The organism is Gordonia sp. B8661-1 (genome assembly GCF_059427765.1).
Genome location: NZ_JCAHRL010000001.1, coordinates 843,349 through 867,569, shown reverse-complemented (window position 1 = coordinate 867,569; position 24,221 = coordinate 843,349). Strand labels below are relative to the sequence as shown.

Sequence of the window (24,221 nt, the reverse complement as noted above, 5' to 3'; positions counted from 1 at the left end):
TCCATACGACGGCGAAAATCAGTGATGCGTAGGCGCGTAACCATGAAGTCCTGCACCGAACGACAGCCCGCCGATCGGTGGGCGTCACGATCGGCCACATCCATCACCCGCCGATGCCCCGCGAACGCCATCCGCCGATACAGCCGTTCATGCGTTTCGGCCAGCTCCACCAGCTCAGCTTCCGAACACAACTGCGACGACCCCACAGCGATCTCATCAAGCAACAGTTCCAGCTGCGCGTACAAATCCGTCAACGATGACGATGGTTCGACCGATGCGGTCATATGGTTCCCCCCCGATGCCATGACCTGCGAATAACGCAACTATATCGAACATACATTCGATTGTCAACGGCGCATGCGTCATCCGCCGCGGGGCCATGAATACTCCGCGAGATCACGAGGAAGTGAAAACCTATGAACGGCAATACCGTTGAGGGTGCCGAGCGATCCCTCCTGGACGCCGCGCTCGACCGGGATGATGGTCCAGGAATTCGCCCGGCATTCAGGCCACGGCGACATCCTTCGTGAACAGATCCAGGCGATCACGTCGGTCCCACGGCTCGACGCCGGTCGCCCTTGCCGGGCGATCGACCATGCAGGTGGTAAAAGTCAAGTAACTACTTCATTTATTCAAGTAGCCGGGGTAGTCTCCGAGCATGCGTTCCTACGGTCACTACTGTTCGGCGGCCAAGGCTCTGGATGTGGTCGGCGACCGCTGGACGCTGCTCGTCGTCCGTGAACTCCTGCTGCAGGACGGCCTGCGGTATGCGGATCTGCTGCGAAATCTCCCGGGAATCTCGACAAATCTTCTCGTCGACCGGCTCAGGTCATTGGAGAATGCCAGCCTGCTCCACCGCGAGGACGCGCCACCGCCCGTCTCGACCACCCTGTATCGGCTGACCGACACCGGTCGGGAACTCGATCCGGTGATCCGGTCGCTGGTGCGATTCGGTGCGCGATATATGGCGGACTTCGTTGAGGAGGATGCGTTTCGCGGTCACTGGCTGGCATATCCGATCAGCGAGCTCATCGAGGATGCGGAGCCGTCCGCCGGGGCCGCGGTGATCGAGGTACGCGCGGACGAGCGGCCGGCCTTCATCGAATTGGCGGACAACGGGATTCGCACCACGATGGTCCCACCGGACACCGCGCCGGGGCTCACCATGACCGGGGACGGTCGGCTCGTTCTGGGGGTGCTCACCGGTCAATTGGATGTGGAGTCCGCCGCCGAACTCGGTCTGGACGTCGACGGTGATCGAGAACTATTGCAGCGCTTGCGGTTCAACGGTCCACACGCCGTACCGACGGCAACTGACGGGGGAGATCATTGATGAATCGTGGGGAACGGCCCGACTGGTTGGACGATGAATCCTTCCCGTTCGCAAGCCATTTCATCGATATCGACGGCAATACGGTGCATTATGTCGATGAGGGGACCGGTCCGATTCTGCTGATGCTGCACGGTAATCCGACGTGGTCGTTCGTCTACCGCCAGGTCATCGAACTGCTCCGCGACCGATTTCGCTGCATTGCACTCGACTATCCCGGCTTCGGGTTGTCGACGGCATCCCGGTGCTACCGCTCTCAGCCCGACGACCACGCCGTGACGGTGGCCGCGTTCATCGATCGATTGGATCTCACCGACATCACGCTCGTCGCCCACGACTGGGGTGGCCCGATCGGTCTGGCGGCCGCACAGCGACGACCCGATCGCCTTCTGGGACTGGTGCTGATGAACACCTGGGCGTGGCCCCTCAACGGAGACCTGCGGGCCGAGGTGGCGGCTCGTGCTGTCGGGGGCATCGTGGGCCGGGAACTGATCCGGCGCTTCAATCTGTTCGTCAACATCCTCATGCCCGCGGGTCATCGCCGCCGGTCGGTGACCGACGATGAGATGAATCAGTATCGGTGGGCGCTGGCGACCCGCGACCGCCGCAATGCCTGTGCCGCACTTCCCGGCGCGCTCATCGGCAGCCGGGCGTTCCTCGCCGACGTCGAGGACAGGTTGCCTGACGTGGCCGATGTTCCGGCGTTGCTCGTGTGGGGAGACGGCGACGTGGCGCTCGGCGACAAGACGATCTCCCAATGGACGGACCGTCTGCCGGACCTGACGACCACGATGATCCCCGGGGCCGGCCATTTCGTGCAGTCGGACGCACCCGACGACGTGGCCGAGGGCATCGTCGACTGGTGGACGGCCGTGGGAGCCGCCCCCGGCTGACCGTCGGATGGCAAGCACCGCAACGGAAACGGCGTTACGAGGGTATGCGTAACGCCGTGACCCCGGAGGGGGATCTGCCGGGTCGGGAGCGAATCGTTAGCCTGGGTACATGACCAGCGACGAACAAACAGCAGGGGACGGCAACGTCCGTACGGTGTCCGCCGCGATGGATGTGCGGGTGACGGCCGCAACCGAGATGGAGATGCAGATCGCCGTGGTGCGGGCACCCGGGCTGACCGTCGACGAAGAACTCGTCGTCACCCGTGACGACGAGCCGATCGAACTCGAGGAACTGGTGGGGCCGTACGGCGGTCGTATCCACCGCTTCCGGTCGGAGCCGGGCGCGGTCAGCATCGATTACCGCGCGACGGTGACGGGGCGGGCCGATCCTACTGCCGTCGAGCCGCTCGACCGGCCGATCTTCTTGCGTCCCAGCCGATATGCCGCCGCCGACAACTTCTTCGGATTCGCTGCGGGCCAGTTCGACACCACTCGCTCCCCGGTGCAGCTGGTGCAGGACGTGCGTGATTTCGTCGCCGATCGGCTCTACTACGCGCCGGGTTCCAGCGGTGTCTCCGACGGTGCCGAGCAGACCTTGCTCACCAGCCGTGGTGTGTGTCGCGACTTCGCACACCTGGTGGTTGTTCTGTTGCGTGCGTTGAACATTCCCGCGAGGTTCGTCGCCGTGTACGCGCCCGGGCTCAGCCCGATGGACTTCCACGCGGTCGCCGAGGCACTCGTCGACGGCGAATGGGTGGTGATCGACGCCACCGGTCTGGCACCGCGACAATCGTTGGTGCGCATCGCGACCGGCCGTGACGCCGCCGACACGGCGTTCCTCGACAACCACGGCGGGTCGATCTATCTGGACCGTGCGAAGGTCACCGCGACCGTCGACGGCCCCTTGCCCGTGGACGACGGCTCGGAACGTATCCGCATCAGCTGACGGCGGCGTACCGGAGGGCGCCTGTCAGGCGAAGGGATCCTCGGCCGGTTCGTCGGCGAGTTCCGGCGTCCACGCCACACCGTTGATGTGCCCGCCGCCGTCGACGAACAGGGTGTTGCCGGTCAGGTAGCGGGCGCCCTCACTCGCGAGGAATACCGCCACCGGTGCGATGTCGTCGTAGGGATCGCCCATGCGGCCCATCGGATTCGCACTGTCGGCGGCGGCCGCTATCTCCGGACGCTGCTCGGCCATCCGGGTGAACGCCGCGCTGCGGGCGCCCGGACAGATCACATTGGCGACGACACCGGTGCCCGCCCACTCGCGGGCGGCGGTGCGGGTCAGCGCGCGCAGTGCCTCCTTCGCCGAGTTGTACTCCAGGGTGCCCATGTGGGCGTTCACCCCGTTGAGGCTGCACATGTTGATCACCCGGCCCCAGCCGTTCGCCTTCATGTGCGGGTAGGCCGCGCGCATCGCCCAGAACGGTCCGTAATAGCCCATCCGGAAACCGTGGTCGATCATCCAGTCGGCCTTGAACTCGACGCGCCCGACGTTGCCGGTGCCACCCCAGGCGTTGTTCACCAGGATGTCCAGCGACCCGAAGGTGTCCAGGGTGGTGGCCACCATGCCCTCGACCTGATCGCGCACGGTCACGTCGACAGGCAGGAAGAGCCCGCCGACCTCGTCGGCAATGGCCTGTCCCGCTTCGGCGTTCACCTCGGCGACCACGACCCGTGCACCTTCGTCGGCGAAGCGGCGCACGATGCCCGCTCCGATCCCGTCACCACCGCCGGTGACCACCGCAATCCGTCCGGCAAGGCTGCCGGTGCCCTCCTGTGCTGCGCTCATCTGCCGAATACATCACAGACCCGCTCCGAGCGGGTGAAAATACTCCCGATTACCGGGACGGCGGGGAGATGGTCAGTGGGCGCCGCGCCGCGTCGCGATGTGCTCGAGGACGGTCGCGACGGCATCGGTGTCGGCGATACGGAAGCCGGCGATGGTCTCGCCCGCGCCGACCTTGATACCGATGTCGCCGTTCTCGGGGCGCAGGTGGGCGAAGGCCTTCTCGTCGGTGACGTCGTCGCCGAGGTAGACGACGGCGGTGGCACCGAACTGATCACGCAGGACATCGAGCGCGTAGCCCTTCGACGTCTCGATCACGGCCAGTTCGATCACGGCCTTGCCCTCGGTGACGTGGACGCCGGGCCAGCCGGCTGCGCCGTCGCGTACCCGCTGCAGCGCCGTCACGGCGTCCGCGGGTTCGGCGTTCCGGACATGCAGCACGGTGCTCGCCGGTTTGGTCTCCACCGTGACGCCGGGGTATTCGGCTGCGAGGGAACGCAGTTCGTCGATGAGCCGGTTGAGGAGCAGCCGGGCGTCATCGGTGATGGGGGTGGCGAAACCGGTGTCGAACTCACTGCCGTGGCTGCCGACCAGACGGATCGGTGCCGACAGCCCGGAGAGTTCGGCCAGGACGCCCCGCGCCCGGCCCGAGATCGCGGCGGCCAGCGTATCGGGCAAAGCCCCGATCGCTTCCAGCGCACGGATCGACGCGGGGTTGGGGACCGCATCCTCGGGACGGGAGACCAACGGTGCGATGACGCCGTCGTAGTCGGACGCGACCACCAGACGATCGGTGACCACCAGGCGGTCCAGCGCGGCGACCAGTCCGTCGGGCAGCGTCGCCCCGGTCACGACTCGCTGTCCGTGTCCGAGCCGTTCCGTTCGGCGTCCTTCTCCCCGGAGTTCTCGTCGGCGTCCTTCTCCTGGGCATGGTCGCGCACCAGATGGATGCCCCGGTTGCCGTTCGTCTCCGTCGGGGCCGTCGCGGCCAGCGTGGACAGGAAGCTCTCGGCCCACTTCGCGACGTCATGGGTGAGGACCTGCCGCCGCAGCGCGCGCATCCGTCGACGACCCTCGTGGTCGGTCTGGTGCACGGCCGCGTCGATGGCGTCCTTCACCCCGTCGAGGTCATAGGGATTCGCCTGGTACGCGGTCCGCAATTCCGATGCGGCGCCGGTGAATTCGCTGAGCACCAGGGCTCCGCCCAGATCGCTGCGGCAGGCCACGTATTCCTTCGCGACGAGGTTCATGCCGTCGCGGAGTGGGGTCACCAGCATGACGTCGGCGGCCACGAAGAACGCAATCAGTTCGTCACGCGGGATGGGCCGATGCAGGTATTCGACGACGGGGTGTCCGACCGTGCCGTAATTGCCGTTGATGTTGCCGACCAATTGCTCGATGTCCGCGCGCATCTGCACATACGATTCGACGCGCTCCCGGCTCGGCGTGGCCAATTGCACCATGACGGTCTCCGACGGATCGAGCCGCTTCTCGGCGAACAATTCGGAGAGCGCCTTCAGCCGGACGTCGATGCCCTTCGTGTAATCGAGGCGGTCGACGCCCAGCATGATGGTCTTCGGATTGCCGAGTTCCTCGCGGATCTCGGCGGCGCGTTGCCGGATCTCCTTCGACTTGGCCTTCGCGTCGAGTTCACCGGAGTCGATGGAGATCGGGAACGCACCCACACGCACGGTGCGGAAGCCGACCTGCACCACACCGAAGCGCTGGCGCACACCGACGGTGCCCTTGCTGGTGGCCTGACCGGCGAGACGGCGGGCCAGGATGAGGAAGTTCTGTGCCCCGCCGGCGAGATGGAAGCCGATGAGGTCCGCGCCGAGCAGTCCCTCGACGATCTCGGTGCGCCACGGCAACTGCATGAACAGTTCCACCGGCGGGAACGGGATGTGCAGGAAGAACCCGATCCGGAGATCTGGCCGCAGCATGCGGAGCATCTTCGGCACCAGTTGCAGCTGGTAGTCCTGCACCCAGACGATGGCGCCCGGTCCCGCGGCCTTCGCGGTGGCCTCCGCGAAGCGGCGATTCACCTCGACATAGGTGTTCCACCATTCCCGGTGATATTCGGGCTTGACGAGGACGTCGTGGTAGAGCGGCCACAGCGTGGCATTGGAGAAGCCCTCGTAGTACTCGGCGATCTCCTGGCTGGACAGCGGGACCGCGTGGATGTCGACGCCCGGGATATCCGGGTTGTCGTCGGAGTCGGCGATACCGGACCACCCGACCCACGCGCCCGTCTGCGAGCGCAGGATCGGTTCGAGGGCCGTGACGAGGCCGCCCGGGCTGCGCTTCCAGCGGACGGTGCCGTCGGGCAGCACCTCCTTGTCGACCGGGAGCCGGTTGGCGACGACGACGAACTGTGCGCCATCGGCGCGTGGCTCGACGACGGCGGTGGTGTCAGAGGTGCTGGACTGCCCGGAGTCGGACATCTCGCTCAGGCGGTTTCGCCGGGCGCGATTCCGAGCATGGACAGCAGCATCCGGCATTCGTCGGCGTCGGTCGCATAGGCGGCGACGACGCGGCGCGCCGAGCTGGCGGTCTCGTCGGCGACAGGCTCCAACTCGTCGTCGGGGATGTCGGTGGTCTTCGCAGGCATGGAGTCCTCAGGTAGTGCGTCGGGCTCCCGCGGATCGCGCGGGATGCGGTGCGGTGCACGCAAGTCCCGATTCTACCTGGCCTGCTGGTCGTCCTCCGGCTGGACCTGAGCGGGCGGGGTCGGCCCGGGCGGTGCGGGTGGCGGACTCGCGGCAGGCGGTGGCGGTGCGGCCGAGGGATGCGGCGTGGAGGTCGGTGCGGTGCCGTGGACACGGCGGAGGTGCCCGGGGACACCGCCGCTCTTCAGTGGGCGGATGCGGATGGAACGGTACGAGGTCGGCCGCTCGCCGCGCTCGTAGTTGCGCTGCCGGCCCACCATCGACATCCAGGCGGGCCGGACCGGCAACTGGGGCCTGCGCAGGGACCGGGCGATGAACTCGCCGAGCGTGACGCCCGCGGCCAGTGCGCAACCGATGCCGAGGGCGCTGGTCATCCAGGTGATGCCGACGACCGTCTGGTCGTTGAGTACACCGTAGAGGCCGCGGTACACGGCGAGACCCGGCAGCAGCGGGGTGATGCCCGCGACCGCGACGACCAGCGGAGGTGTCAGCGCGCGGCGAGCGAGCAGACCACCGGCGAGGCCGACGATCGCGGCGGCGACACCGTTGGCCGCGACCTCGCCGATGGGCAGGAAGCTGGCGCCGCCGACGACGGCCGCGCCGATCGCGCCGCTGATGAACGCGACCGGCAGCGCTCGTCGCTCCGCGTAGCTGGCCAGGGCGAACGCGAATGCCGCGACCGCGCCGGCGAGCACACGCAGCGGCAGTTCGACAGCGGGGAAGGATGTGTCGGTGGTGATCGACGGCAGGTAGATGCCGAACTGTTCGAGCAACCGGATCGCGATACCGACGCCGGCCATCAGGCCACCGGTCATCAGGATCAGTTCGAAGAACCGGGACACACCGGTGATGGGGGCGCCGGTGATGGCGTCCTGGACGGAGCCGACCAGGGCGAGCCCGGACAGCAACACCACGATGCCCGCCGCGATGACCCGGGACGGTGCCAATTCGACCGCACCGTTCTCGAGGATCCCGTAGGTGACGGCGGCCGGGATGACGGCGACGAATCCGCCCGCGAGTTGCTGGAAGAACACCGGGGTGCCGATACGGCTCAGCCGACGATTCATGACCACGATGACGAGAGTGGTCACGAAGGCCAGCGCCGCGCCGATGAGGCCGCCGCCGATGAGCATGGTGATGCCCGCGGCCATCAGGGCCCACGCCCCGGTCGCGACGCGATGCCGGTACGGGTGTGGAGCGGTGATGATCTCGTCGACCATCTGGTGTGCGGTGTCCGCGGAGATCGCCAGGTCACGGATGCGGCGCACCAGACGGTCGATCTGTGCCAGCCGGGTGAAGTCGAGCGACCGGTAGTAGACCTGCTCCATCGTGGTGATCGGGGGCAGGGTCGGGCCGCGACGGGCGCTCACGACGATGGTGTTGTAGGTGACGTCCACGTCGACCTCTTCGAGGCCGTACACGCCTGCGACGAATTCGATCTGGCGCTGGGTGTCGATTGCGGCGGTCCCCGAATCCAGCAGCACCGCACCGATTTTCGTGGCCAGGTCGAGGACTTCGGTGATCGCCTCGACATCGAAACGGTCGATCGGCTGACGCGGCGAGACCCGGATGCTGCCGGGTTCGATGGTGTCGATCGTGGCGTGACTGTCGCCGATCAGGCGGACGGGGTTCAACCACCCCAATGCGCGGCCGATATACTCGCGCACGCACGCCTCCTTAGCTCAGTGGTAGAGCACTCGCCTTGTAAGCGAGCGGTCGTCAGTTCAATCCTGACAGGGGGCTCCAATCCCGCGCCAACGACGACGGCGCATCCACCGGAGTCCGGGCCGTCGCCGCGGGCCTCCTGAGCGGCCTGTCGACGCGTATCCCAGATCGGCAGTCTACTGCTGTGTCATCCGTTGTCGGCCGGTGGTCGCACCCGTCGACTATGTGAGCGCGCACACTTTTCGGGCATGGTGAGATCTGATGCGCCAGACCCGTCGTCACCGCCCGTGCGGACATACATTTTCTCTGCCCAGTTCCACCACATGTGACCTCGCGCCCGGAGGGTGCGGGAAAGGCAGAAATCAATGAGTCGGGGAATCGCACCAGCGGTCGTGTTGGAATCACCATGCGCCGCACCACGATCTGACATATCGCGAATCGGGACCGGCCGTCGTTCGGTCGGCGTCGGCATCGCACTCGCCGCCGCGGTCGGCGCGTTCGCACTCGCCGCGCCGTCGGCCTCCGCGGGTGTCGGGGCGGTACAGCCCGTCGCAGCCGCCTCGGTGGGCATCGCCCACCAGGCCGAGCGGACGCTCACGCCGTCCACCGCGCGCGTAATCCTGCCCGCCGCGGCAGCACCGGTGGCCGCCATGGCTCCGGTCGCCGGTGCGACCGTCGCTCCGATCGCGAACACCATCGGTCGAGTTGCTCGCCACGAGGTGGCGTCGCCGCAGACCATCGGAACCTCGGCGCTGGTCGGTGCAGGGATCGGTGCCGTCGCAGGTGTCGTCGCCGGAGCGCTGGCGGCACCGGCGATCGGCGCCATCGTGACAGTGGGAACGCCGATCCTGGGTGCGGCACTGTGCGCCGGGGGCAGCGTCGCGGCCCTTCCGGCCGCGCCGGCCATCATTCCGGTGTGCACGGTGCTCGTCCCGCTGGTCACGGCGATCGGTGCGCCGGTCGCGACGCTGGCGAGCCCGATTGTCGGCGGACTGATCGGTGCGGGCATCGGTGCCGGGATCGGTGCCGCGGTGGGATCCACCTACGCGTCCGCGCCCGCTCGTGTCCCGGCCGCGGAGAAGACGTCCGTGACCCCCGCGCCACGTTTCGACATCGCCAAGACGGTGCCCGCCGCCCTGCCCGAGCCGGTCGCGAAGGCCGTGCAGCCGACGGTCACCGCCGCAACGCCCACCCTGGACAACATCTCGGTGGCCATCGACAAGGCGATCGACGCGAACCCGCAGGTCGCGCCCATCGCGGACCTCGCGAAGTCGTTGTTGCCCGCACAGCGGTGACAATCGCGTGAGCCGGCCGGGCGCCCGCCCGGCTCATGAACAACCCGAACCCGCCGGTCCCACCGGCGGGTTCGGGCATTCCGGACGTGTGAAAGCTGTCACCAGGGCCGATGGTCGCCTAGGTGGAAACTTGCCCTCGCAACGAGACGCCATCTAATGTTCGTCTCGTTCGGCACCCGTGAGCCCCGGCTCGGGGCTCAGTCGTCGGGGAATGATGAAAGTGATCTATCAGTGAAGCGTCCGATCGCCATCCGTGTTCTCGCGGCGGTGCTGGCCGTCGCGGCCACCCTCGCCACCGGTGCTCTCGCCGGACCGGCGCAGGCAGAGCCGCCCAATCGCACCCCCGGCCTGAACGAGGTGTTCAACGGGTATGTCGTCGGCGCGATGACGAGCGGCCGGCTGGCATCGCCCGGCGAGCTCTTCCGCCCCATCGACGCGAGCGATCCCTTCTTCCGGGAGCCCCGCCTGAAGGGTGGCGAGAAGGCGGGCACCCTGCTCAAGGCAAGGAAGGTCGCCGTCCAGTTCACCGGCTACCGTCCGGGCAAGCTGGATGCGTATCAGCTGATGTACGTGACGCGTGGATTGCACGGCGAGGCCGACATCTCCACCGGGATCATGATGGTGCCGCGCGACGGCAGGTCCGACGCCACGCGACCGATCGTCGGCTATCAGTTCGCCAACGACAGTGTCGGTGCCAACTGCCACCCGTCGACGATGTGGACCGGCTCGAATCCCATGGACGGTGCGTCGTGGTCGGCTCTCGGGCCGCTGGCGCAGATGTTCGGCAAGGGCTACGCCGTCGTCATCAGCGACGTCGGCAACAACGGTGATCCGCGCCCGCACGGTGTGTTCGCCGGGCGCTACGGCGGGAACACGCTTCTCGACGGACTCCGCGCGGCCCTGGCGAATAAGCAGGCCGGCCTCTCGAAGACCGCGCCGATCTCGTTGTTCGGCATCGCGGGTGGCGGTGTCGGCGCCGCGTTCGCCGCCGAGAACGCGCAGGACTACGCACCCGAACTCAACATCAAGGGCACCGTCCTCGAGGGCATGGTCGTGAACCAGCGCAACTTCATCAAGATGTCCGACGGCTCGCTCGGTTCGGGATTCGCCTTCGCCACGCTCGTCGGCCTCGAGCCCCGCTACCCGGAGATGAAGCTCGACGAGAAGCTCAACCCGGCGGGCAAGGCGCTGGCCGACACCTTCCGCACGCAGTGCCAGACAGCATATTTCGGCACGCCGTTCGTGCCGCTGCGCTCCCTGTTCCGGAGCGGCCAGAATCCCGCGGATATCGCCGATTTCCAGCCGGTCTACCGCGATAACCAGTTGGGCCGCAAGGCACCCAACGCCCCGGTGCTCATCGCCTCCTGCGCCGCCGACGATTCCCCGATGTCGCTCGTTCCCGCAGCCGACGCACGCGCACTGGCCCGCGACTACCGTGCGGGCGGCACACGCGTCGACTACCAGCCGACCGATTGCAGCATGATCAACTTCATCACCAACATCTACGGCTGGGGTACCGACCTCTTCGGTATGCAGACCATCGATTGGTTGTCGGCCCGGATGCGCGCCTAGGCGACGGCATCAGCCGCACTCCGATCCGGCGGCCGCGTGAGCCAGATAGTCCGATCGGTCGTCGGCGCTGAGTTCGGCGGTCGTCCGGCAGATCCAGTCCTGCGCGACGTCGAGCCGGGTGGTCTGGAGTTGCAGGCTGCCGGTGGCGTCGCCGCCCGCGATGATGGTGTCGTCGGTCGGCATCCGCTCGGGGAATTGCCAGGTCGAGGTGGAGTCGGTGGTCGGGATCAACGGTGTGATGGCCCGGCGGTCGTCGAGCCGGCCGTCGGGGCCAAGCCGATAGGTGACCAGGTGATGTGTCGCGGTGCCGACGACGAGCCGGTTCGGCATGAGCGCGAGTGTCGACGCAAAGGTGTTGGGCGCCTTGTCGATCTGCGTCGCGGTGCGGTTGCCGACGTGCCAGACGGTCAGGTCCCGGGCGGCGACGATCAGCGTGTTGCCGTCGTTGCCGAACATCACCTGGGCGCCGGGGCTGTGATCGGCGATGACCGTCGCCGGCCGGGAATCCGTTGTGCTGCGGCCGGTCTCGTCGAGGTCGTAGACATAGGTGTGCTTGTCGTCGGAGGTGACCGCGAGGCGCCGCCCGTCGGGGCTGAAGGCGACGGAGCGGATCAGGTCGGTCGGACCGGTCAGCGGCGGACCGATGCGGATCGGACCGCGTGGATCGGTGGTGTTCCAGATCTGGATGCTCCGGTCGTCGGCGCCGGTGGCGAGGATGTCGGCGTGCGGGGCGAAGGCGACCGGGTTGGTGTACCTGGTCGACAGCCGCAGATCGCCTGCCGCGACAGGGGTATCGCGGTGACGGATGTCCCACAGCTCGACCCGGCCGCCGTTGTTGTTTGCCGTCGCGGCCATGGTGCCCGTCTCGTTGAGGGACACCCGCGGATGATCGTTCACGCGGCGTTCCAGGTGTGCGCCGCCCTGCTGCCGCCAGGGCCGCTCGCCGTCGGCCGACCAGATGTTCAGGCGCGCATCCGTCCCCACGGATGCCAGTACGTTGCCCTCGACGGCGATGTCGGTGATGATCGCGCCGCGATCGGGTAGCACGCCGGTCGGCATCGTCCACTGGTCGATGCCGCCGTCGGAACGGCCGACGAGCAGGTTGCGCCCGTCCGGTGTGTAGACGGCGGAAAACGTTCGGACCGAACCCTGTTCGGGTTCGCCGAGGGTGCTCGCGGCCTGCAGTGACCACTGCGTCGACGGGTCGGAGCGATCGACGGTGTTCCAGATCCGCACCGCCCCGTCCGCGCGCGGCGACGCCAGATGGGTGTTGTCCGGACTGAACGCGATCGACCACGACCCGGCGGTGGTGTTGGGCAGGGCGGTGTTGATGGCAGCGGGACGAGTGGGGTTCCGGACGTCCCAGAGTTGCGCGTTCGGACTGTCGCCGGTGATCGCGAGTGTCCGGCTGTCCGAACTGAATGCCACCGCATGGGTGATGTTGGGAAAGCCGGTCAGGGTCGCGAGCCGTACCGGCCGTCCGGGGTCCCCGACGTCCCACAGCTGCACCACCCGGTCGTCGCCGCCGGTGGCGAGGAGCCGCCCGTCGGGGCTGTAGGCGAGCGTGCGCGCGGCCGCGAGATGTGCAGGCGTCACCGATGATTCGGTGAGCGTGCCGTCCCCGGACACCGCATAGACGATGAGCGACCCGTCGTCCGCGGTGGCGGCCAGGTGCCGGCCGTCGGCGGCGAATCGTGTCATGTAGACGGTGCCGCGCCCGGTGTCCACCGAGGAGATCTGCCGAGGCCGCGACGGGTCGCGGATATCCCACACCCGCACGCTGCCGTCGCCGCTGCCCGTCGCCAGCAGCGGGTCACGTGGATGAAAGGTGGCCGAGGTCAGGTAATTCCGGTAGCCGTCGAGAGTGGCGACCGGACGGAAGACACCGTCGTCGGAGCGACTCCACAGGCGCGCCGTGCGATCGCCGCTTGCCGATGCCATCAGCCGACCGTCGGCGTTGACGTTCACGTCGTACACGGGTCCGCTGTGCCCGGGCAGCGTCCGGCTCATCGGGCTCGAGGCCGCGCCCAGCAGGCGCTGGGTGACCGTCATGTCGTCGGGGTAGAGCCGATGTGCGGCCAGAAGCAGCCGGGCGGCCACCGACGGGTTCGTCTGCTGCAGGCTCTCGATATGGGACAACAGTGCGGCCTGTTCGGCCGTATTGCGCTGTGCGGTGAGGTCATGTGCCTGCCGGAGCCCGATGCCGGCGGCGATCGTCGACACCACCGCGAGCGTGCCGATGGCGACGATCGCCCCGATCCGCAACAGACGCCGCACGCGTTGCTGCTGTCCCGCGGCGTCCAGGAATGCCTCGCTGTCGGAGGACAGCATGTGGTGATAGGTGCGCGTGAGCGACTCCCGGTGTACGCGCGCGGCCTCCAGGCGCGTGCCGCTGTAGAGCATGTCGCGGTCGCGGTCGGCGTCGATCCAGGTCTGGGTGTCGGCGTCGAGTTGCTGACGCCACATGTGGATGCCGGAGTCGGTGGCGATCCATTCGGCCAGGCGTGGCCAGGAGGTGAGTACGACGTCGTGCACGAGCGCCACCGAATCCGTCGACACGACCAGCAGACGCGCCTGCGCGAACGCGTCGATGACGGCCGAGACGCGGCTGGGAAAACGATCGACCAGTGCCGCGTTGGACAGCGGGACGCGGAGCGCGATGCCTGCGGGCCCGATGTGGATCAGCGACATCAGCAGGGCGCGGGCCAGGTCGCGGTCACCGGGATCCACCGACGCCCACGCGGACTCGGCGGTGTCGGCGACGGCCCGGGCGAGACCGCCGGTCGCGCGGTAGCCGGCGACGGTCATCCGGTTCCCGGCGCGGCGCGCCCAGGTCGCCGCGAGGACATGCGCGAGCAGGGGGAGGCTGCCCGCCCGGTCGCCGATCGGCGATGCGGCGTGCAGGTCGTGAATGAGCACGTCGGCGAGACCGGGTTCGATGCGTCCGCCCGCCAGTCGCACCGGCCCGGCGATCACCTCCCGCAGCCGGGCGTCGGTCATCTCCGAGACAATGATGCACCGCGATTGCCAGGCCTGGGCGAGGACCGGGAACTCGACACACTGACCGAAGAAGTCGGCTCGCACACCGAGGATCACCACGGTGTCGGCAGCGAGTTCCTCGATGTCGTGTACGACGGCGGCGACCTGCTCACCGCCCAGTGCGAAGGCATTCTCGAACTGGTCGATGACGACGACGTCCGGCTGCGGTTCGTCGGAGGTGGCGTCGGGTTCGGTGTCCGGCAGGCTGAGTCCGCCCGCATAGACCGACGCGTGCCGTGGTGCCGGCAACCGGGCGTCGCGGGCGAGGCCGGCGTTCAGGAGTGAGGACTTCCCCGACCCGGAGACACCGGTCACCACGACGAGGCGGGGCCCGGACGGTGCGGCCGCGGCCTCCAGGACGGTGTCGACGAGACGGGCCACCAGGTCGTCGCGGCCGAAGTAGAGGGCGCCCTCGCGCGCGGTCAGACTCGCGAGTCCGGCGAACGGACGGGTGATCGAGGCCGGTGTCGCGGAGCCGTCGGAGTCCTCGGAGGTCTGCTGGGCCAGCAGATGACGTGCCCAGAGGTCGCGCCACTGGGGGATGGTGAGGACGTCGGCGGCGCCGTCGCTCACCGCACGCGAGGTCAGCCAGACGAGGAGTGGTTCGACGGTCGCGAAATCCCGGGGCAGATGCCTGCCGTTGCGCCAGTCGCTGATGCGCTGGGCGGAGAGATGGAATCGTGAAGCTGCCGCGCGGAGTGTCGGGCGCCCGGCTTGTACGAACAGCCGGGCCAATGCCTCACCGAAGTCCACTCGACCCTCACGTCGCCCTGCCCCCAGGTGCCCCCGACCGGTACATCATGCGGCACGGCGCCGCGCAGCGACCAGTCGACCTCCCCGGAATTGCGCGAACCGGTACCGGTGATGTCCGGTCCGGATTTTTCGTTCACCAGTGTTACCTGGGAATTTACTGGCTTTGTCGTCCGAAAGGTGGACGCGTGTGTGCGGAAGCAGTTGACTGTCGGCAGTGCTCGTCGCCCGACGCGCGGAGGTACGTCGCCGTGTCACCCAGTCGGGGGTGCGTGTCGTGCGACGACGCTGACCGCCACGATTCCCCGCTCGGGTCGGACGGGGACTCGTGGCACCACCGAAGCCCGCATAGGATCGCGGGCATGACGCGTGTTCGCCTCAACGGCTCATCGACACTGCCGGACGGGGGCTTCGCCTACAGCGCGACCGTCGCATCCGGACCGCTTCTCTTCACCGCAGGCATCAGTCCCCTCGACGCCGACGGCACGATCGTCGCGCCCGGCGACGTCGTCGGGCAGACCCGTCAGTGCCTGACGAACCTGTCGACGGTCCTCGCCGAACAGGGTGCGGCGCTCGCCGATGTCGCGAAGCTGACCGTGTATGTCGCCGAGAGCCTCCAGGCCGACCTGACCGTCGCGTGGGACACCGTCGTCGAGACCTTCGGTACGCCGGTGCCTCCCGCCATCGCCATCGGTGTCACGGTGCTGCCCTACGACGATCAGCTCGTGGAGATCGAGGCCGTCGCCGCTCCGTCCGCATGACGGTCCTCCCGGCGTTTTCCGACGCCGCACGCCGCACCCGATTGCTGCGCAGGCACCGCCTCGCACGCGAGGCCCGGGGGTCGTCGGTCACCGAGATCGCCGATTCGGTCGTCGGACTGCATGCCACCACGGCGTCGACGGTCTATCTCTCCACCTGGGCGCGGATGACGGACTTCGAGCCGGAGTCGATGTCGAACGCCCTGTACCTCGACCGCTCCCTCGTCAAACAGCTCGCCATGCGGCGCACGCTGTTCGTGATGACGCGGGACGTCCTGGCCGAGGCCGTCGGTGCGGTCGGTCCGCGTGTGGCCGCGTCCGAACGCACCAACATGCTGCGCGATCTTCGGCGCAGTCCCGACTTCGACGATCCGGAGGCCTGGATCGATCGCGCCCGCACCGCCGTCCTCGACGATCTGGCCGACGGTGCGGCCCGCACCTCGTCGGAATTGCGTGAACGTCTGTCCGCTCTGGACGGCTACATCACGCAGGGCGTCGGCAAGTCCTGGGAGGGACGGATGCCGATGGGCCCGAGGGTGCTCAACATGATGAGTGCGGCGGGCGACATCGTGCGCGGGCCGAACGCGGGCGGCTGGCATCAGTCGCGGCCCGCCTGGACGGGGATGGCGGCGTGGCTGGGGGAGCGGCTGCCCGCGTACTCGGTCGCCGACGGGCACCGGGCCATGGTGCGCCGCTGGCTCGCGACCTTCGGTCCCGGCACCGAGACCGACCTGGTGTGGTGGCTCGGCTCGACCAAGACGGCTGTCCGGTCCGCGCTCGCCGAACTCGAGATCGTCGAGGTGCGGCTCGATCGCGGCGAAACCGGTTACCTACTCCCCGACGACCTGCCCGAGGATCCCGACGCCGAGGACGAGGTCGCACCGCAGGCCCTGCTGCTGCCCGAACTCGATCCGGCTACCATGGGCTGGAAGGAACGGGACTTCTATCTCGGCGCACATGCCGGACGGGTCTTCGACAGCAACGGCAACGGTGGCCAGACGGCGTGGTGGGACGGCCGGATCGTCGGTGGCTGGCGACAACGCAAGGACGACGGTGCGGTCGAGGTCGACGTCTTCGAGCGACTGCCCGCCGCGGCGCGGAAGGCTCTCGATGCCGAAGCCGAACGACTACGTTCCTGGCTCGGCGAGGTGCGACCGACGCCGGGATATCCGGCGCCGTTCATGCGCCCCTGATCAGCGTTCACAGGAAGCTCCCAGCATTTGGTCAGACGGGCGGCAGTCGCGCGCGGGAGAGTGATGGGATGAACGACACCGCCCATGGCTCCGACCGTGTCCCCGGAGCGAAGATCCTCGTCGTCGACGACGAGGAGAACATCCGCGAACTGCTGTCGGTGTCGCTGAAGTTCCAGGGCTACGACGTGACGACGGCGGCGAACGGTCCGGCCGCGCTCGACATCTGCCGCACCGTCAAACCGGATGCGCTGGTCCTCGACGTCATGATGCCCGGGATGGACGGGTTCGGATTACTCAAGCGGCTCCGTGCCGACGGCATCGAGGCGCCTGCACTGTTCCTCTCCGCCCGGGATTCGGTGGAGGACAAGATCAACGGGCTGACGATCGGCGGCGACGACTACGTGACCAAACCCTTCTCGCTCGAGGAGGTGGTCGCGCGTCTTCAGGTATTGCTGCGCCGCAGCGGCTTCGACGGCCGGGAGAAGGCGTCGTCGCGGCTGACGTTCGCCGATCTCGAACTCGACGACGAAACGCACGAGGTGTGGAAGGCAGGCAAACTCGTGTCGCTGTCGCCCACCGAATTCACGCTGCTGCGTTACTTCATGGTGAACGCCGGGACGGTGCTGTCCAAGCCACGCATCCTGGATCATGTGTGGAATTACGATTTCGGCGGTGAGGTGAACGTGGTGGAGTCCTATGTGTCGTATCTGCGGCGCAAACTCGACACCGGCGACAAACGTCTCATCCACACGCTCCGCGGAGTCGGGTACGTGATGCGGGAACCGCGGGAATGACGCTGGGCGCACGCGGTGTCCCACTGCGTATCTCGCTGATCGCGCTCACCCTGGTGCTGGTCGTGCTCGGATTGCTGGCGTCGGGGCTCGCGGTCACCTCCGCGATGGAGAAGGATCTGATCTCGCGCACCGACCGCGGACTCGAGGCGGCGATCGAGACGTGGGCGAAACCGCGGCAGCAGTCCCCGATGCCGGGGCCGCCCGTCGGCCCCCGTCGTCCGCCGTCCCGCTACTTCGCGATGACGACTCTGGTCGACGGGACGACCCTGGGGAACAACGATTTCGACGACACCCCGGATTTGCGTGGACTGCCACCCGACAGCGGCCCCGTCACGGTGCCGTCGGCCAGTGGCTCGGGTACCCGATGGCGATTGATCAAGTCCTCCAACCAGTTCGGTGAATCGATCGTCGCCACGCCGCTCGACGACGTCGGCGCCACGGTTTCCCGGCTGATCTGGCTGCAGGTCGGCATCGGCACGGTCGTCGTGCTGGTGATCGGACTGCTCAGCCACCTGCTGGTGCGTAACAGCCTGCGACCGCTGCGCCGTGTCGAGGAGACCGCGCATGCGATCGCGGCGGGGAATCTGGACAGTCGGGTGCCCGATGCCCCGTCGAATACCGAGGTGGGCAGTCTCTCCGCGTCGCTGAACACCATGCTCGGCCAGATCCAGCGGGCCTTCGCGGCCACCGCGGCCTCGGAGCGGCAGGCCCGGCGATCCGAGGAGGAGATGCGCCGGTTCGTCGCCGACGCGAGCCATGAACTGCGCACACCGTTGACGTCGATCAAAGGATTCGCCGAACTGTACAAGCAGGGAGCGGTCCCCGACGCGTCCGACGCGATGCGCCGGATCGACGACGAGGCAGGACGGATGGGGCTGCTCGTCGAAGATCTGCTGATCCTCGCGCGGCTCGACGCCCAGCGGCCGCTGGCGGAGTTGCCCGTCGACGTGCTGGCCATCGCCGCCGATGTCGTGCACGCGGTGACGGTGTCCGCGCCGCAGCGCGACATCCGGTTCGAGGTGACCGCCCCGGAGGAGCCGCCGATGGTGTCGGGCGACGGCCGACGCCTGCATCAGGTGATCCGCAATCTGGTCACGAACGCGATCGTGCACACCCCGGACGACGCGACGATCACGCTCACCGTCGAAGTCGAAGGGGACGACGTGGTGATCCGGGTCGCCGACACCGGGCCGGGTCTGTCACCCGACGACGCTCCACATGTCTTCGAGCGCTTCTATCGCGGTGACAGTTCGCGGCATCGCACCGATTCCGGGACCGGCAGCGGGCTGGGCCTGTCGATCGTCGCGGCCCTCGTGGACGCGCATGGCGGCACGGTGGGCGTGGACTCCGAACCCGGTGCGGGATCGACCTTCTGGGTCCGTCTGCCGCGGCTCGCGGAGTGATTCGGCAGCGGACGTGACCCGCTGATCGAGTAGCGTGCGAGCGCAGCGAGCCCGCGTATCGAGATCTCGCACAGGTGATCTCGATACGGCGGCTCGCTACGCTCGCGGCCTACTCGATCAGCGGTGTGCGGTGGCCTACTCGATCACAGGGCTCAGATCAGCCGTCGGAGTGCCGCGAACTCGGCGACGTCGTCGCGGAACCGGTCGAGACTGACAAGGGTGTACATGCCGTCGATCTGCCGATCCGCCCACAGCTGATGGATCCTCCGTAGGTCGGACTGCCGGGACTTCCACCCGATGCCGTCGATGACGGCGAGCACGAGTTGCCGGGGCAGGCGGACCTCGGCCATCTCCTCGATCTCCCGGACCGCGTCGGTGAGTTTGCTGCCGGTGGAGTCGAATCCCTTGGCCGCCACCACGATGTCGGCGGTGGTCGGATCGCCGATGATCAGATCGGCGGGCGCGGTGCGGCCGTTGCGTCCGGTGAATCGGGACCGGGTGACGTAATCGAGTCCGAGATCGCTTGCGATGGACTCGATCTCGTCCTCGATGCGGCGGCCGGAGGCGCCGGCGCGCGTCGCGGTGGCCCGGGTGCCCGCGCGTGCGACGAGGATGTCGGCGAAGGTATAGGTGCGGTTCAGCTGGGTGGACAGCAGACGCAACAGATCGAATTCGGTGTCCAGCCAGTCGATCAGCTCCACCGGTTTGCTGCGTGCCACACCGTGCCAGCCGGTCGTCCCGAACCGGTCGCGCAGCACGTTCTTCAATTTCTCCTGCGACAATCCGACGGTCAGGCCGAGCAGCGGCACATCGGAGGGGTGATCACGCACCCACGCGGCGAGCCCCGCGGTGTCCGTGTCGAGGAGATCGCCGAGACTGTCGGTGGCCCGGCGCAGGTGTTCGGCCTCCGGTGTCGACATCGTCGGATCGACGTGAGAGGTCAAGCGGCCCAGGGTTGTCAGATAGTCGTCGAAGGTCCCGGCGTCACTCATCGCGTGTGATCCACGGCAGCTGTGTGCATGTCAGTCGCGCCCGATGAACAGATACTCGCTCACATCGCGACGCGTCGCCGCCACGTGGGTGCCGAAACTGTACTTGTGGTCGATGGCGACGACCTCGACCGATGGCTTCACCTTGCCGAGCAGATCGACGATACGGTCCTTGTCGGGCAACGCATTCGACGAATACGAGAGCACGATGGCCCCGGCGTCGGCGAAATGCTCGAAGGTGCGCACCAGGGCGTCGTCGATGGTGCGTTTGTAGGCGAACGGCGTGAAACGCTTCGTCAGCTTCTTGGTCTTGGTGTGTTCCATGATCGTCATGTCGCGCCAGTAGGCGCTCAGACCTTCGAGGAAGTGATAGCGCTTGATGTAGTCGTTGTCGTCCGTAGGTGGCGCGTACGGGGGATCCAGGTAGACGAGATCCGGTGGCGCGCCGAGCGATGTGGTGTCGAGATCGAAGACGTCACCGGACACGCTCCGATTGGTCTGGCCGTTGCTGAACACCGTGGCGTTGTACTCGCCGGTCGCCCGCTCCCGGAAATGGTCGCGCAGGGACATGCGCAGGTCGCGGCGGCCGTCGGCATAGCGGGTGGAATCGGTGAAGGTGAACACCCCGCGCGGCTGTTTACGGGCCGCGGCCAGCACGAGTGCGGAGATCGCCAGGTCGCGGCGGTAACCGCGCAGACCGTCGATGTGGGACCACGCCGAATCGAGGAAGGCGCGATCCTCCGCGGTGAAGTACAGCCCGTCGAAGGTGCTCCGGATGAAGTCGCGGTCGTCGGCGGGCGGCCCGCAGATGGTGTCGACGAGTTCCGGCTCGAGCCGGACGCTGGAGTTGGCCACGGTGGCGCGTGTGATGATGTGCGGGAAGTTCAGGAAGTCGTTGCTGATGACGGCGAAACCTTGCGCCTTGAGCAGGTACGAGACGACGCCGGAACCGGAGAACGCATCGACCGCGGTCTGCCCGCCGATCTCGGAGAACGTGCGCTCCAGATGGGGGAGCAGCCGGTACTTCGACCCCATATAGCGCAGGCGGGGAAACCGCTGCGCCCGCTCCACCACGTCACTGGACGTGAACTCCGGTCGACTCACAGACAAAGGATGTCACGTCGCACCGACAATCCACGCCGTGACACCGGCGTGCGGACACTAGGGTGGAGCCATGGCTTCGGTTTTCACGATGATCATCAACGGCGACCTCCCCGGACGTTTCGTGTGGAAGGACGGCCAGGCGGTCGCGTTCCTCACCATCAACCCGGTCACCCCCGGCCATGTGCTGGTGGTGCCACGCAAGGAGGTCGACCACTGGGAGCAGATGGACACCGCGTCCTTCACCCATCTCTCCGATGTCGCGCAGAAGGTCGGCCGCGCCGTGAAGGTGGCCTTCGACGCACCGCGGATGGGGTTGCTGATCGCCGGCCTCGAGGTGCCGCATGTGCACCTGCACGTGTTCCCGGCGCACACACTGGAGTCCTTCGACCTCACCAACGCCGACACCGATCCCGATCCGGCGGAACTCGACGCCGCCGCCGACAAGATCCGCGCCGCCCTGCGTGACACCGGCTACGGCGAATACGTCGCCGACTAGTCCACCCTGCCGAAACGGCTCGTCAGACGGTGCGGTGAAGAACGAGCGGGAGCACGGCTTGCGCACCGGCGCCGCGTAATGCGGCGGCGGCCAGGGTGACGGGCCACCCGGACGACGTCTCGTCGACGACCAGCAGCACCACCTGGCCGGCGACGTCCGGTGTGTCGCCCAGGTGATCGCGCCAGTAGATCGCCTCGGTGGCGCCGGTCGCGTCGCGGCCCGGACCGTCGCCCGCGCGTACCGGGTAGTGCGTGCCCGGCCGGCGCCCGACCTCGCAGAGGTGCGCGGCCAGGCGCTCGGCCAGCACCGTGCCGGTCAATCGCAATGAGCAGATGACGTCCGGCCGTACCCCGGTCTCCCGCACCCACGCCGACAGCGTGGCGACCGCGGCATCGCCGAGCTCACCGATCGCGGTGTCGTCACCGCGTTTCGCGGCCGCCAGCAACTCCACCCACTCCGGTGCGTCCGCGTGCGCCAGCACCCGCCCGGGCTCCGCGGCGAGGTCCGGCGAGATCCGGCCCCGCGTCCCGAAAGCGCCGCCCGGCCACATCTTTCGCGGCTCCAGCAGGAGTGCGGCCCGACGTAGCGTTCCGGTGATGGTGCGCACCGTCTCCGCCGGCACGTCCGACGACAGCGGTTCGGTCAGCGCACCCCGGCACACCGAACACCGCCCGCACGGCTGCGCCGCCGGATCGTCGAGGGACGACGTCAGCAATTGCATCAGACATTCGCGGCCGCCGACATAGGCGCGCATGATGTCGGCCTCGCGCTGCCGCACGGCCAGCACGCCGTCGTAATGCTCGGCGTCGTACGACCACGGTGCGGCGGTGGATTCCCAGCCGTCCGGGCCGCGCTCGGTCGCCCCGTCGACGGCGAGCTGTTTGAGCATCAACTCCACTCGGCCCCGGCGGAAACCCGTCGACGATTCCAACTGTGGTACGGACATCGGTCCGTCCGCGGCGTCGAGGGTGTCCAGGAGACGCCGCATCCGGTCCGGGTCGGGGATCGTCGCGGTGGCGAAGTGATCCCAGATGGCGTCGTCGGCCTTCGACGCCAGCAGCATCACCACCGCCTCGTCCAGGGCGCGTCCGGCACGACCCACCTGCTGGTAGTACGACACCGGCGACGGCGGTGAACCGACGTGCACCACGAATCCGAGATCCGGTTTGTCGTAGCCCATACCCAATGCCGAGGTTGCGACCAGAGCCTTGATCTCGTTGCGCAACAACGCATCCTCGAGCCGGTGGCGCTCCTCCGAGGCCAGCTGACCCGTGTACGCCGCCACCGGGAAATCATCGCCGTGTTGATGCGGCCCGCTCGCTGCGCTCCCGGCGCCGTGTACGGCGCGGATCGCACCCACCAGCCGGTCCGCATCGGCGACGGTCAGCACGTAGATGATGCCCGACCCCGGCAGCTTCGGCAGGTATTCGGCAACCCAGGCATAGCGCTCGATGGGGGAGAGCCCGTCGATCACATTGAGATGCAATGACTTCCGCGCCAGCGGACCGCGAAGCACGAGCGGCGGCGCAGAGCCGTCCCGGGAGGAGAGTTGTGCGGCGACGTCCTCGGTGACACGAGCGTTCGCGGTGGCCGTGGTCGCCAGGACCGGGGTCTGCGGATTCAGCGTCTGCAGCACATCCGACACCCGCCGGTAATCCGGACGGAAATCGTGTCCCCAGTCCGAGATGGCATGTGCCTCATCGATCACCAGCAACCCCAGCTCGCCGGACAGCGCATCCAGCACCCGCCGCCCGAAACCCGGATTGGCCAGCCGCTCCGGCGACACCAGCAGCACATCCAGCTCACCGGAGCGCAGTTGCTCCTCGATCGCCGACCACTCGTCGAAATTCGACGAATTGAGCGTCGCCGCCCGCAGTCCCGCTCGCTCCGCGGCCGCCACCTGATCCCGCATGAGTGACAGCAGCGGCGAGACGATCAGCGTCGGGCCGTTCGCGCCGTCACCGGCGCCGGCCCGCCGGATGATCGCGGTCGCAACCCAGTACACAGCACTCTTTCCCCAGCCGGTCGCCTGCACGACCAGGACACGCGCGCCGGAGCGATGTGGCCCGCTCGCTTCGCTCCCGGCGCCGGGACGATCTGGCCCGCTCGCTTCGCTCCCGGCGCCGGAACTCCCGACGAGTGCGGCCACCGCGGCGAGCTGGTCGTCGCGCAGCCGCGCTCCCGGGCCGGCCAGGCTCCCGATCACTTCGTCCGCGACGACCTGCTGTTCCGGGGTGAGCGTGGCAGTGGGGGAGGACATGCCGCCAATCTATCGTTCGATACCGACACCGGGCGAGTGGCCCACAGAATATTCACCGCACAGCATCACGGACTGGATTATCCAGTTCGACTGTCCCACAGGGGAATTCTGTGTGGGCATACTATGCGGCCGGAACCGCCGCCTCCCGATTCGGCACCAGCCGCCGCAAGTCATGACCTCTGCATGGCGGTGCTCGACGCGGCGGTGGGCACCCACGTCGAC

The 24,221-nt window shown here is 67.9% G+C and carries 20 protein-coding genes, 1 tRNA gene and 1 pseudogene; 12 read left to right on the top strand and 10 right to left on the bottom strand.

What is annotated here, in order from left to right; translation table 11 throughout:
• Positions 1-284 (bottom strand): annotated as a pseudogene (locus AC4JJG_RS04080) (HNH endonuclease); the annotation flags it as partial.
• A 154-nt stretch (positions 285-438) separates the two neighbouring features.
• Between AC4JJG_RS04080 and AC4JJG_RS04075 the strand changes: the two are divergent.
• The 4 genes from AC4JJG_RS04075 (at position 439) to AC4JJG_RS04060 (ending at position 3,169) form a co-directional block, all read left to right on the top strand.
• A complete protein-coding gene (locus tag AC4JJG_RS04075) occupies positions 439-741 on the top strand; it encodes a hypothetical protein (RefSeq protein ID WP_495398810.1) in 303 nt (100 codons plus the stop codon).
• On the top strand, positions 659-1,333 hold the full coding sequence (locus tag AC4JJG_RS04070; protein ID WP_495398811.1) for a winged helix-turn-helix transcriptional regulator: 675 nt from the start codon (positions 659-661) through the stop codon (positions 1,331-1,333). The genes AC4JJG_RS04075 and AC4JJG_RS04070 overlap by 83 nt, the downstream gene beginning before the upstream one ends.
• Positions 1,333-2,223 carry an alpha/beta fold hydrolase gene (locus AC4JJG_RS04065; protein WP_495398812.1) on the top strand — a complete coding sequence of 297 codons (891 nt, stop codon included), beginning with the start codon at positions 1,333-1,335 and terminating at the stop codon, positions 2,221-2,223. Before AC4JJG_RS04070 ends, AC4JJG_RS04065 begins: the two co-directional genes overlap by 1 nt.
• Positions 2,224-2,332: 109 nt before the next feature.
• Positions 2,333-3,169 (top strand): transglutaminase-like domain-containing protein, encoded by an 837-nt coding sequence (locus AC4JJG_RS04060; RefSeq protein WP_495398813.1) that lies wholly within the window; start codon positions 2,333-2,335, stop codon positions 3,167-3,169.
• A gap of 24 nt (positions 3,170-3,193) precedes the next feature.
• On the opposite strand, the gene AC4JJG_RS04055 is transcribed toward AC4JJG_RS04060, so the two are convergent.
• From AC4JJG_RS04055 to AC4JJG_RS04035, 5 genes are all read right to left on the bottom strand, one after another.
• Positions 3,194-4,015: an SDR family NAD(P)-dependent oxidoreductase gene (locus tag AC4JJG_RS04055; RefSeq protein WP_495398814.1), complete on the bottom strand. Its 822-nt coding sequence runs from the start codon at positions 4,013-4,015 to the stop codon at positions 3,194-3,196.
• A gap of 72 nt (positions 4,016-4,087) precedes the next feature.
• Positions 4,088-4,864, bottom strand: a complete 777-nt coding sequence (gene otsB, locus AC4JJG_RS04050) for a trehalose-phosphatase (RefSeq protein ID WP_495398815.1) — start codon at positions 4,862-4,864, stop codon at positions 4,088-4,090.
• Positions 4,861-6,456 (bottom strand): alpha,alpha-trehalose-phosphate synthase (UDP-forming), encoded by a 1,596-nt coding sequence (locus AC4JJG_RS04045; protein WP_495398816.1) that lies wholly within the window; start codon positions 6,454-6,456, stop codon positions 4,861-4,863. The genes otsB and AC4JJG_RS04045 overlap by 4 nt, the downstream gene beginning before the upstream one ends.
• A 5-nt stretch (positions 6,457-6,461) precedes the next feature.
• Positions 6,462-6,686: a hypothetical protein gene (locus AC4JJG_RS04040; protein ID WP_495399657.1), complete on the bottom strand. Its 225-nt coding sequence runs from the start codon at positions 6,684-6,686 to the stop codon at positions 6,462-6,464.
• A gap of 9 nt (positions 6,687-6,695) precedes the next feature.
• A complete protein-coding gene (locus AC4JJG_RS04035) occupies positions 6,696-8,348 on the bottom strand; it encodes a threonine/serine exporter family protein (protein ID WP_495398817.1) in 1,653 nt (550 codons plus the stop codon).
• Between the two features lie 4 nt (positions 8,349-8,352).
• Between AC4JJG_RS04035 and AC4JJG_RS04030 the strand changes: the two genes are divergently transcribed.
• The 3 genes from AC4JJG_RS04030 (at position 8,353) to AC4JJG_RS04020 (ending at position 11,213) form a co-directional block, all read left to right on the top strand.
• Positions 8,353-8,427, top strand: a tRNA-Thr gene (locus AC4JJG_RS04030).
• Between the two features lie 284 nt (positions 8,428-8,711).
• Positions 8,712-9,641: a hypothetical protein gene (locus tag AC4JJG_RS04025; RefSeq protein WP_495405741.1), complete on the top strand. Its 930-nt coding sequence runs from the start codon at positions 8,712-8,714 to the stop codon at positions 9,639-9,641.
• Positions 9,642-9,872: 231 nt separating this feature from the next.
• The gene (locus AC4JJG_RS04020) at positions 9,873-11,213 is read left to right on the top strand and encodes a lipase family protein (RefSeq protein WP_495398819.1); all 1,341 of its coding nucleotides are present in this window, start codon (positions 9,873-9,875) and stop codon (positions 11,211-11,213) included.
• A gap of 9 nt (positions 11,214-11,222) precedes the next feature.
• Here the strand turns inward: AC4JJG_RS04020 and AC4JJG_RS04015 are convergent, their stop codons facing one another.
• Positions 11,223-15,005, bottom strand: coding sequence for an nSTAND1 domain-containing NTPase (locus AC4JJG_RS04015; RefSeq protein ID WP_495398820.1), 3,783 nt, complete (start codon positions 15,003-15,005; stop codon positions 11,223-11,225).
• 359 nt (positions 15,006-15,364) lie between these two features.
• Here AC4JJG_RS04015 and AC4JJG_RS04010 point away from each other — a divergent pair, with 359 nt between their 5' ends.
• From AC4JJG_RS04010 to AC4JJG_RS03995, 4 genes are all read left to right on the top strand, one after another.
• Positions 15,365-15,763, top strand: a complete 399-nt coding sequence (locus tag AC4JJG_RS04010) for a RidA family protein (RefSeq protein WP_495398821.1) — start codon at positions 15,365-15,367, stop codon at positions 15,761-15,763.
• Positions 15,760-16,953 (top strand): winged helix DNA-binding domain-containing protein, encoded by a 1,194-nt coding sequence (locus AC4JJG_RS04005; protein WP_495398822.1) that lies wholly within the window; start codon positions 15,760-15,762, stop codon positions 16,951-16,953. The genes AC4JJG_RS04010 and AC4JJG_RS04005 overlap by 4 nt, the downstream gene beginning before the upstream one ends.
• Before the next feature lie 68 nt (positions 16,954-17,021).
• Entirely contained in the window at positions 17,022-17,747 is a 726-nt protein-coding gene (locus AC4JJG_RS04000) for a response regulator transcription factor (RefSeq protein WP_495398823.1), read from the top strand.
• The gene (locus tag AC4JJG_RS03995; RefSeq protein WP_495398824.1) at positions 17,744-19,150 is read left to right on the top strand and encodes a sensor histidine kinase; all 1,407 of its coding nucleotides are present in this window, start codon (positions 17,744-17,746) and stop codon (positions 19,148-19,150) included. Before AC4JJG_RS04000 ends, AC4JJG_RS03995 begins: the two co-directional genes overlap by 4 nt.
• A 152-nt stretch (positions 19,151-19,302) precedes the next feature.
• Here AC4JJG_RS03995 and AC4JJG_RS03990 read toward each other — a convergent pair whose 3' ends face one another.
• Both AC4JJG_RS03990 and AC4JJG_RS03985 read right to left on the bottom strand, forming a co-directional pair.
• Positions 19,303-20,142, bottom strand: coding sequence for a hypothetical protein (locus AC4JJG_RS03990; RefSeq protein WP_495398825.1), 840 nt, complete (start codon positions 20,140-20,142; stop codon positions 19,303-19,305).
• A 30-nt stretch (positions 20,143-20,172) separates the two neighbouring features.
• Entirely contained in the window at positions 20,173-21,174 is a 1,002-nt protein-coding gene (locus tag AC4JJG_RS03985) for a DNA adenine methylase (protein ID WP_495399600.1), read from the bottom strand.
• A gap of 139 nt (positions 21,175-21,313) precedes the next feature.
• On the opposite strand from AC4JJG_RS03985, the gene AC4JJG_RS03980 reads away from it, so the two are divergent.
• Positions 21,314-21,739: an HIT family protein gene (locus tag AC4JJG_RS03980; protein WP_495398826.1), complete on the top strand. Its 426-nt coding sequence runs from the start codon at positions 21,314-21,316 to the stop codon at positions 21,737-21,739.
• Positions 21,740-21,761: 22 nt separating this feature from the next.
• Here AC4JJG_RS03980 and AC4JJG_RS03975 read toward each other — a convergent pair whose 3' ends face one another.
• Complete coding sequence (locus tag AC4JJG_RS03975) at positions 21,762-23,999, bottom strand: DEAD/DEAH box helicase (protein WP_495398827.1); 2,238 nt, start codon at positions 23,997-23,999, stop codon at positions 21,762-21,764.
• Positions 24,000-24,221: the final 222 nt, after the last annotated feature.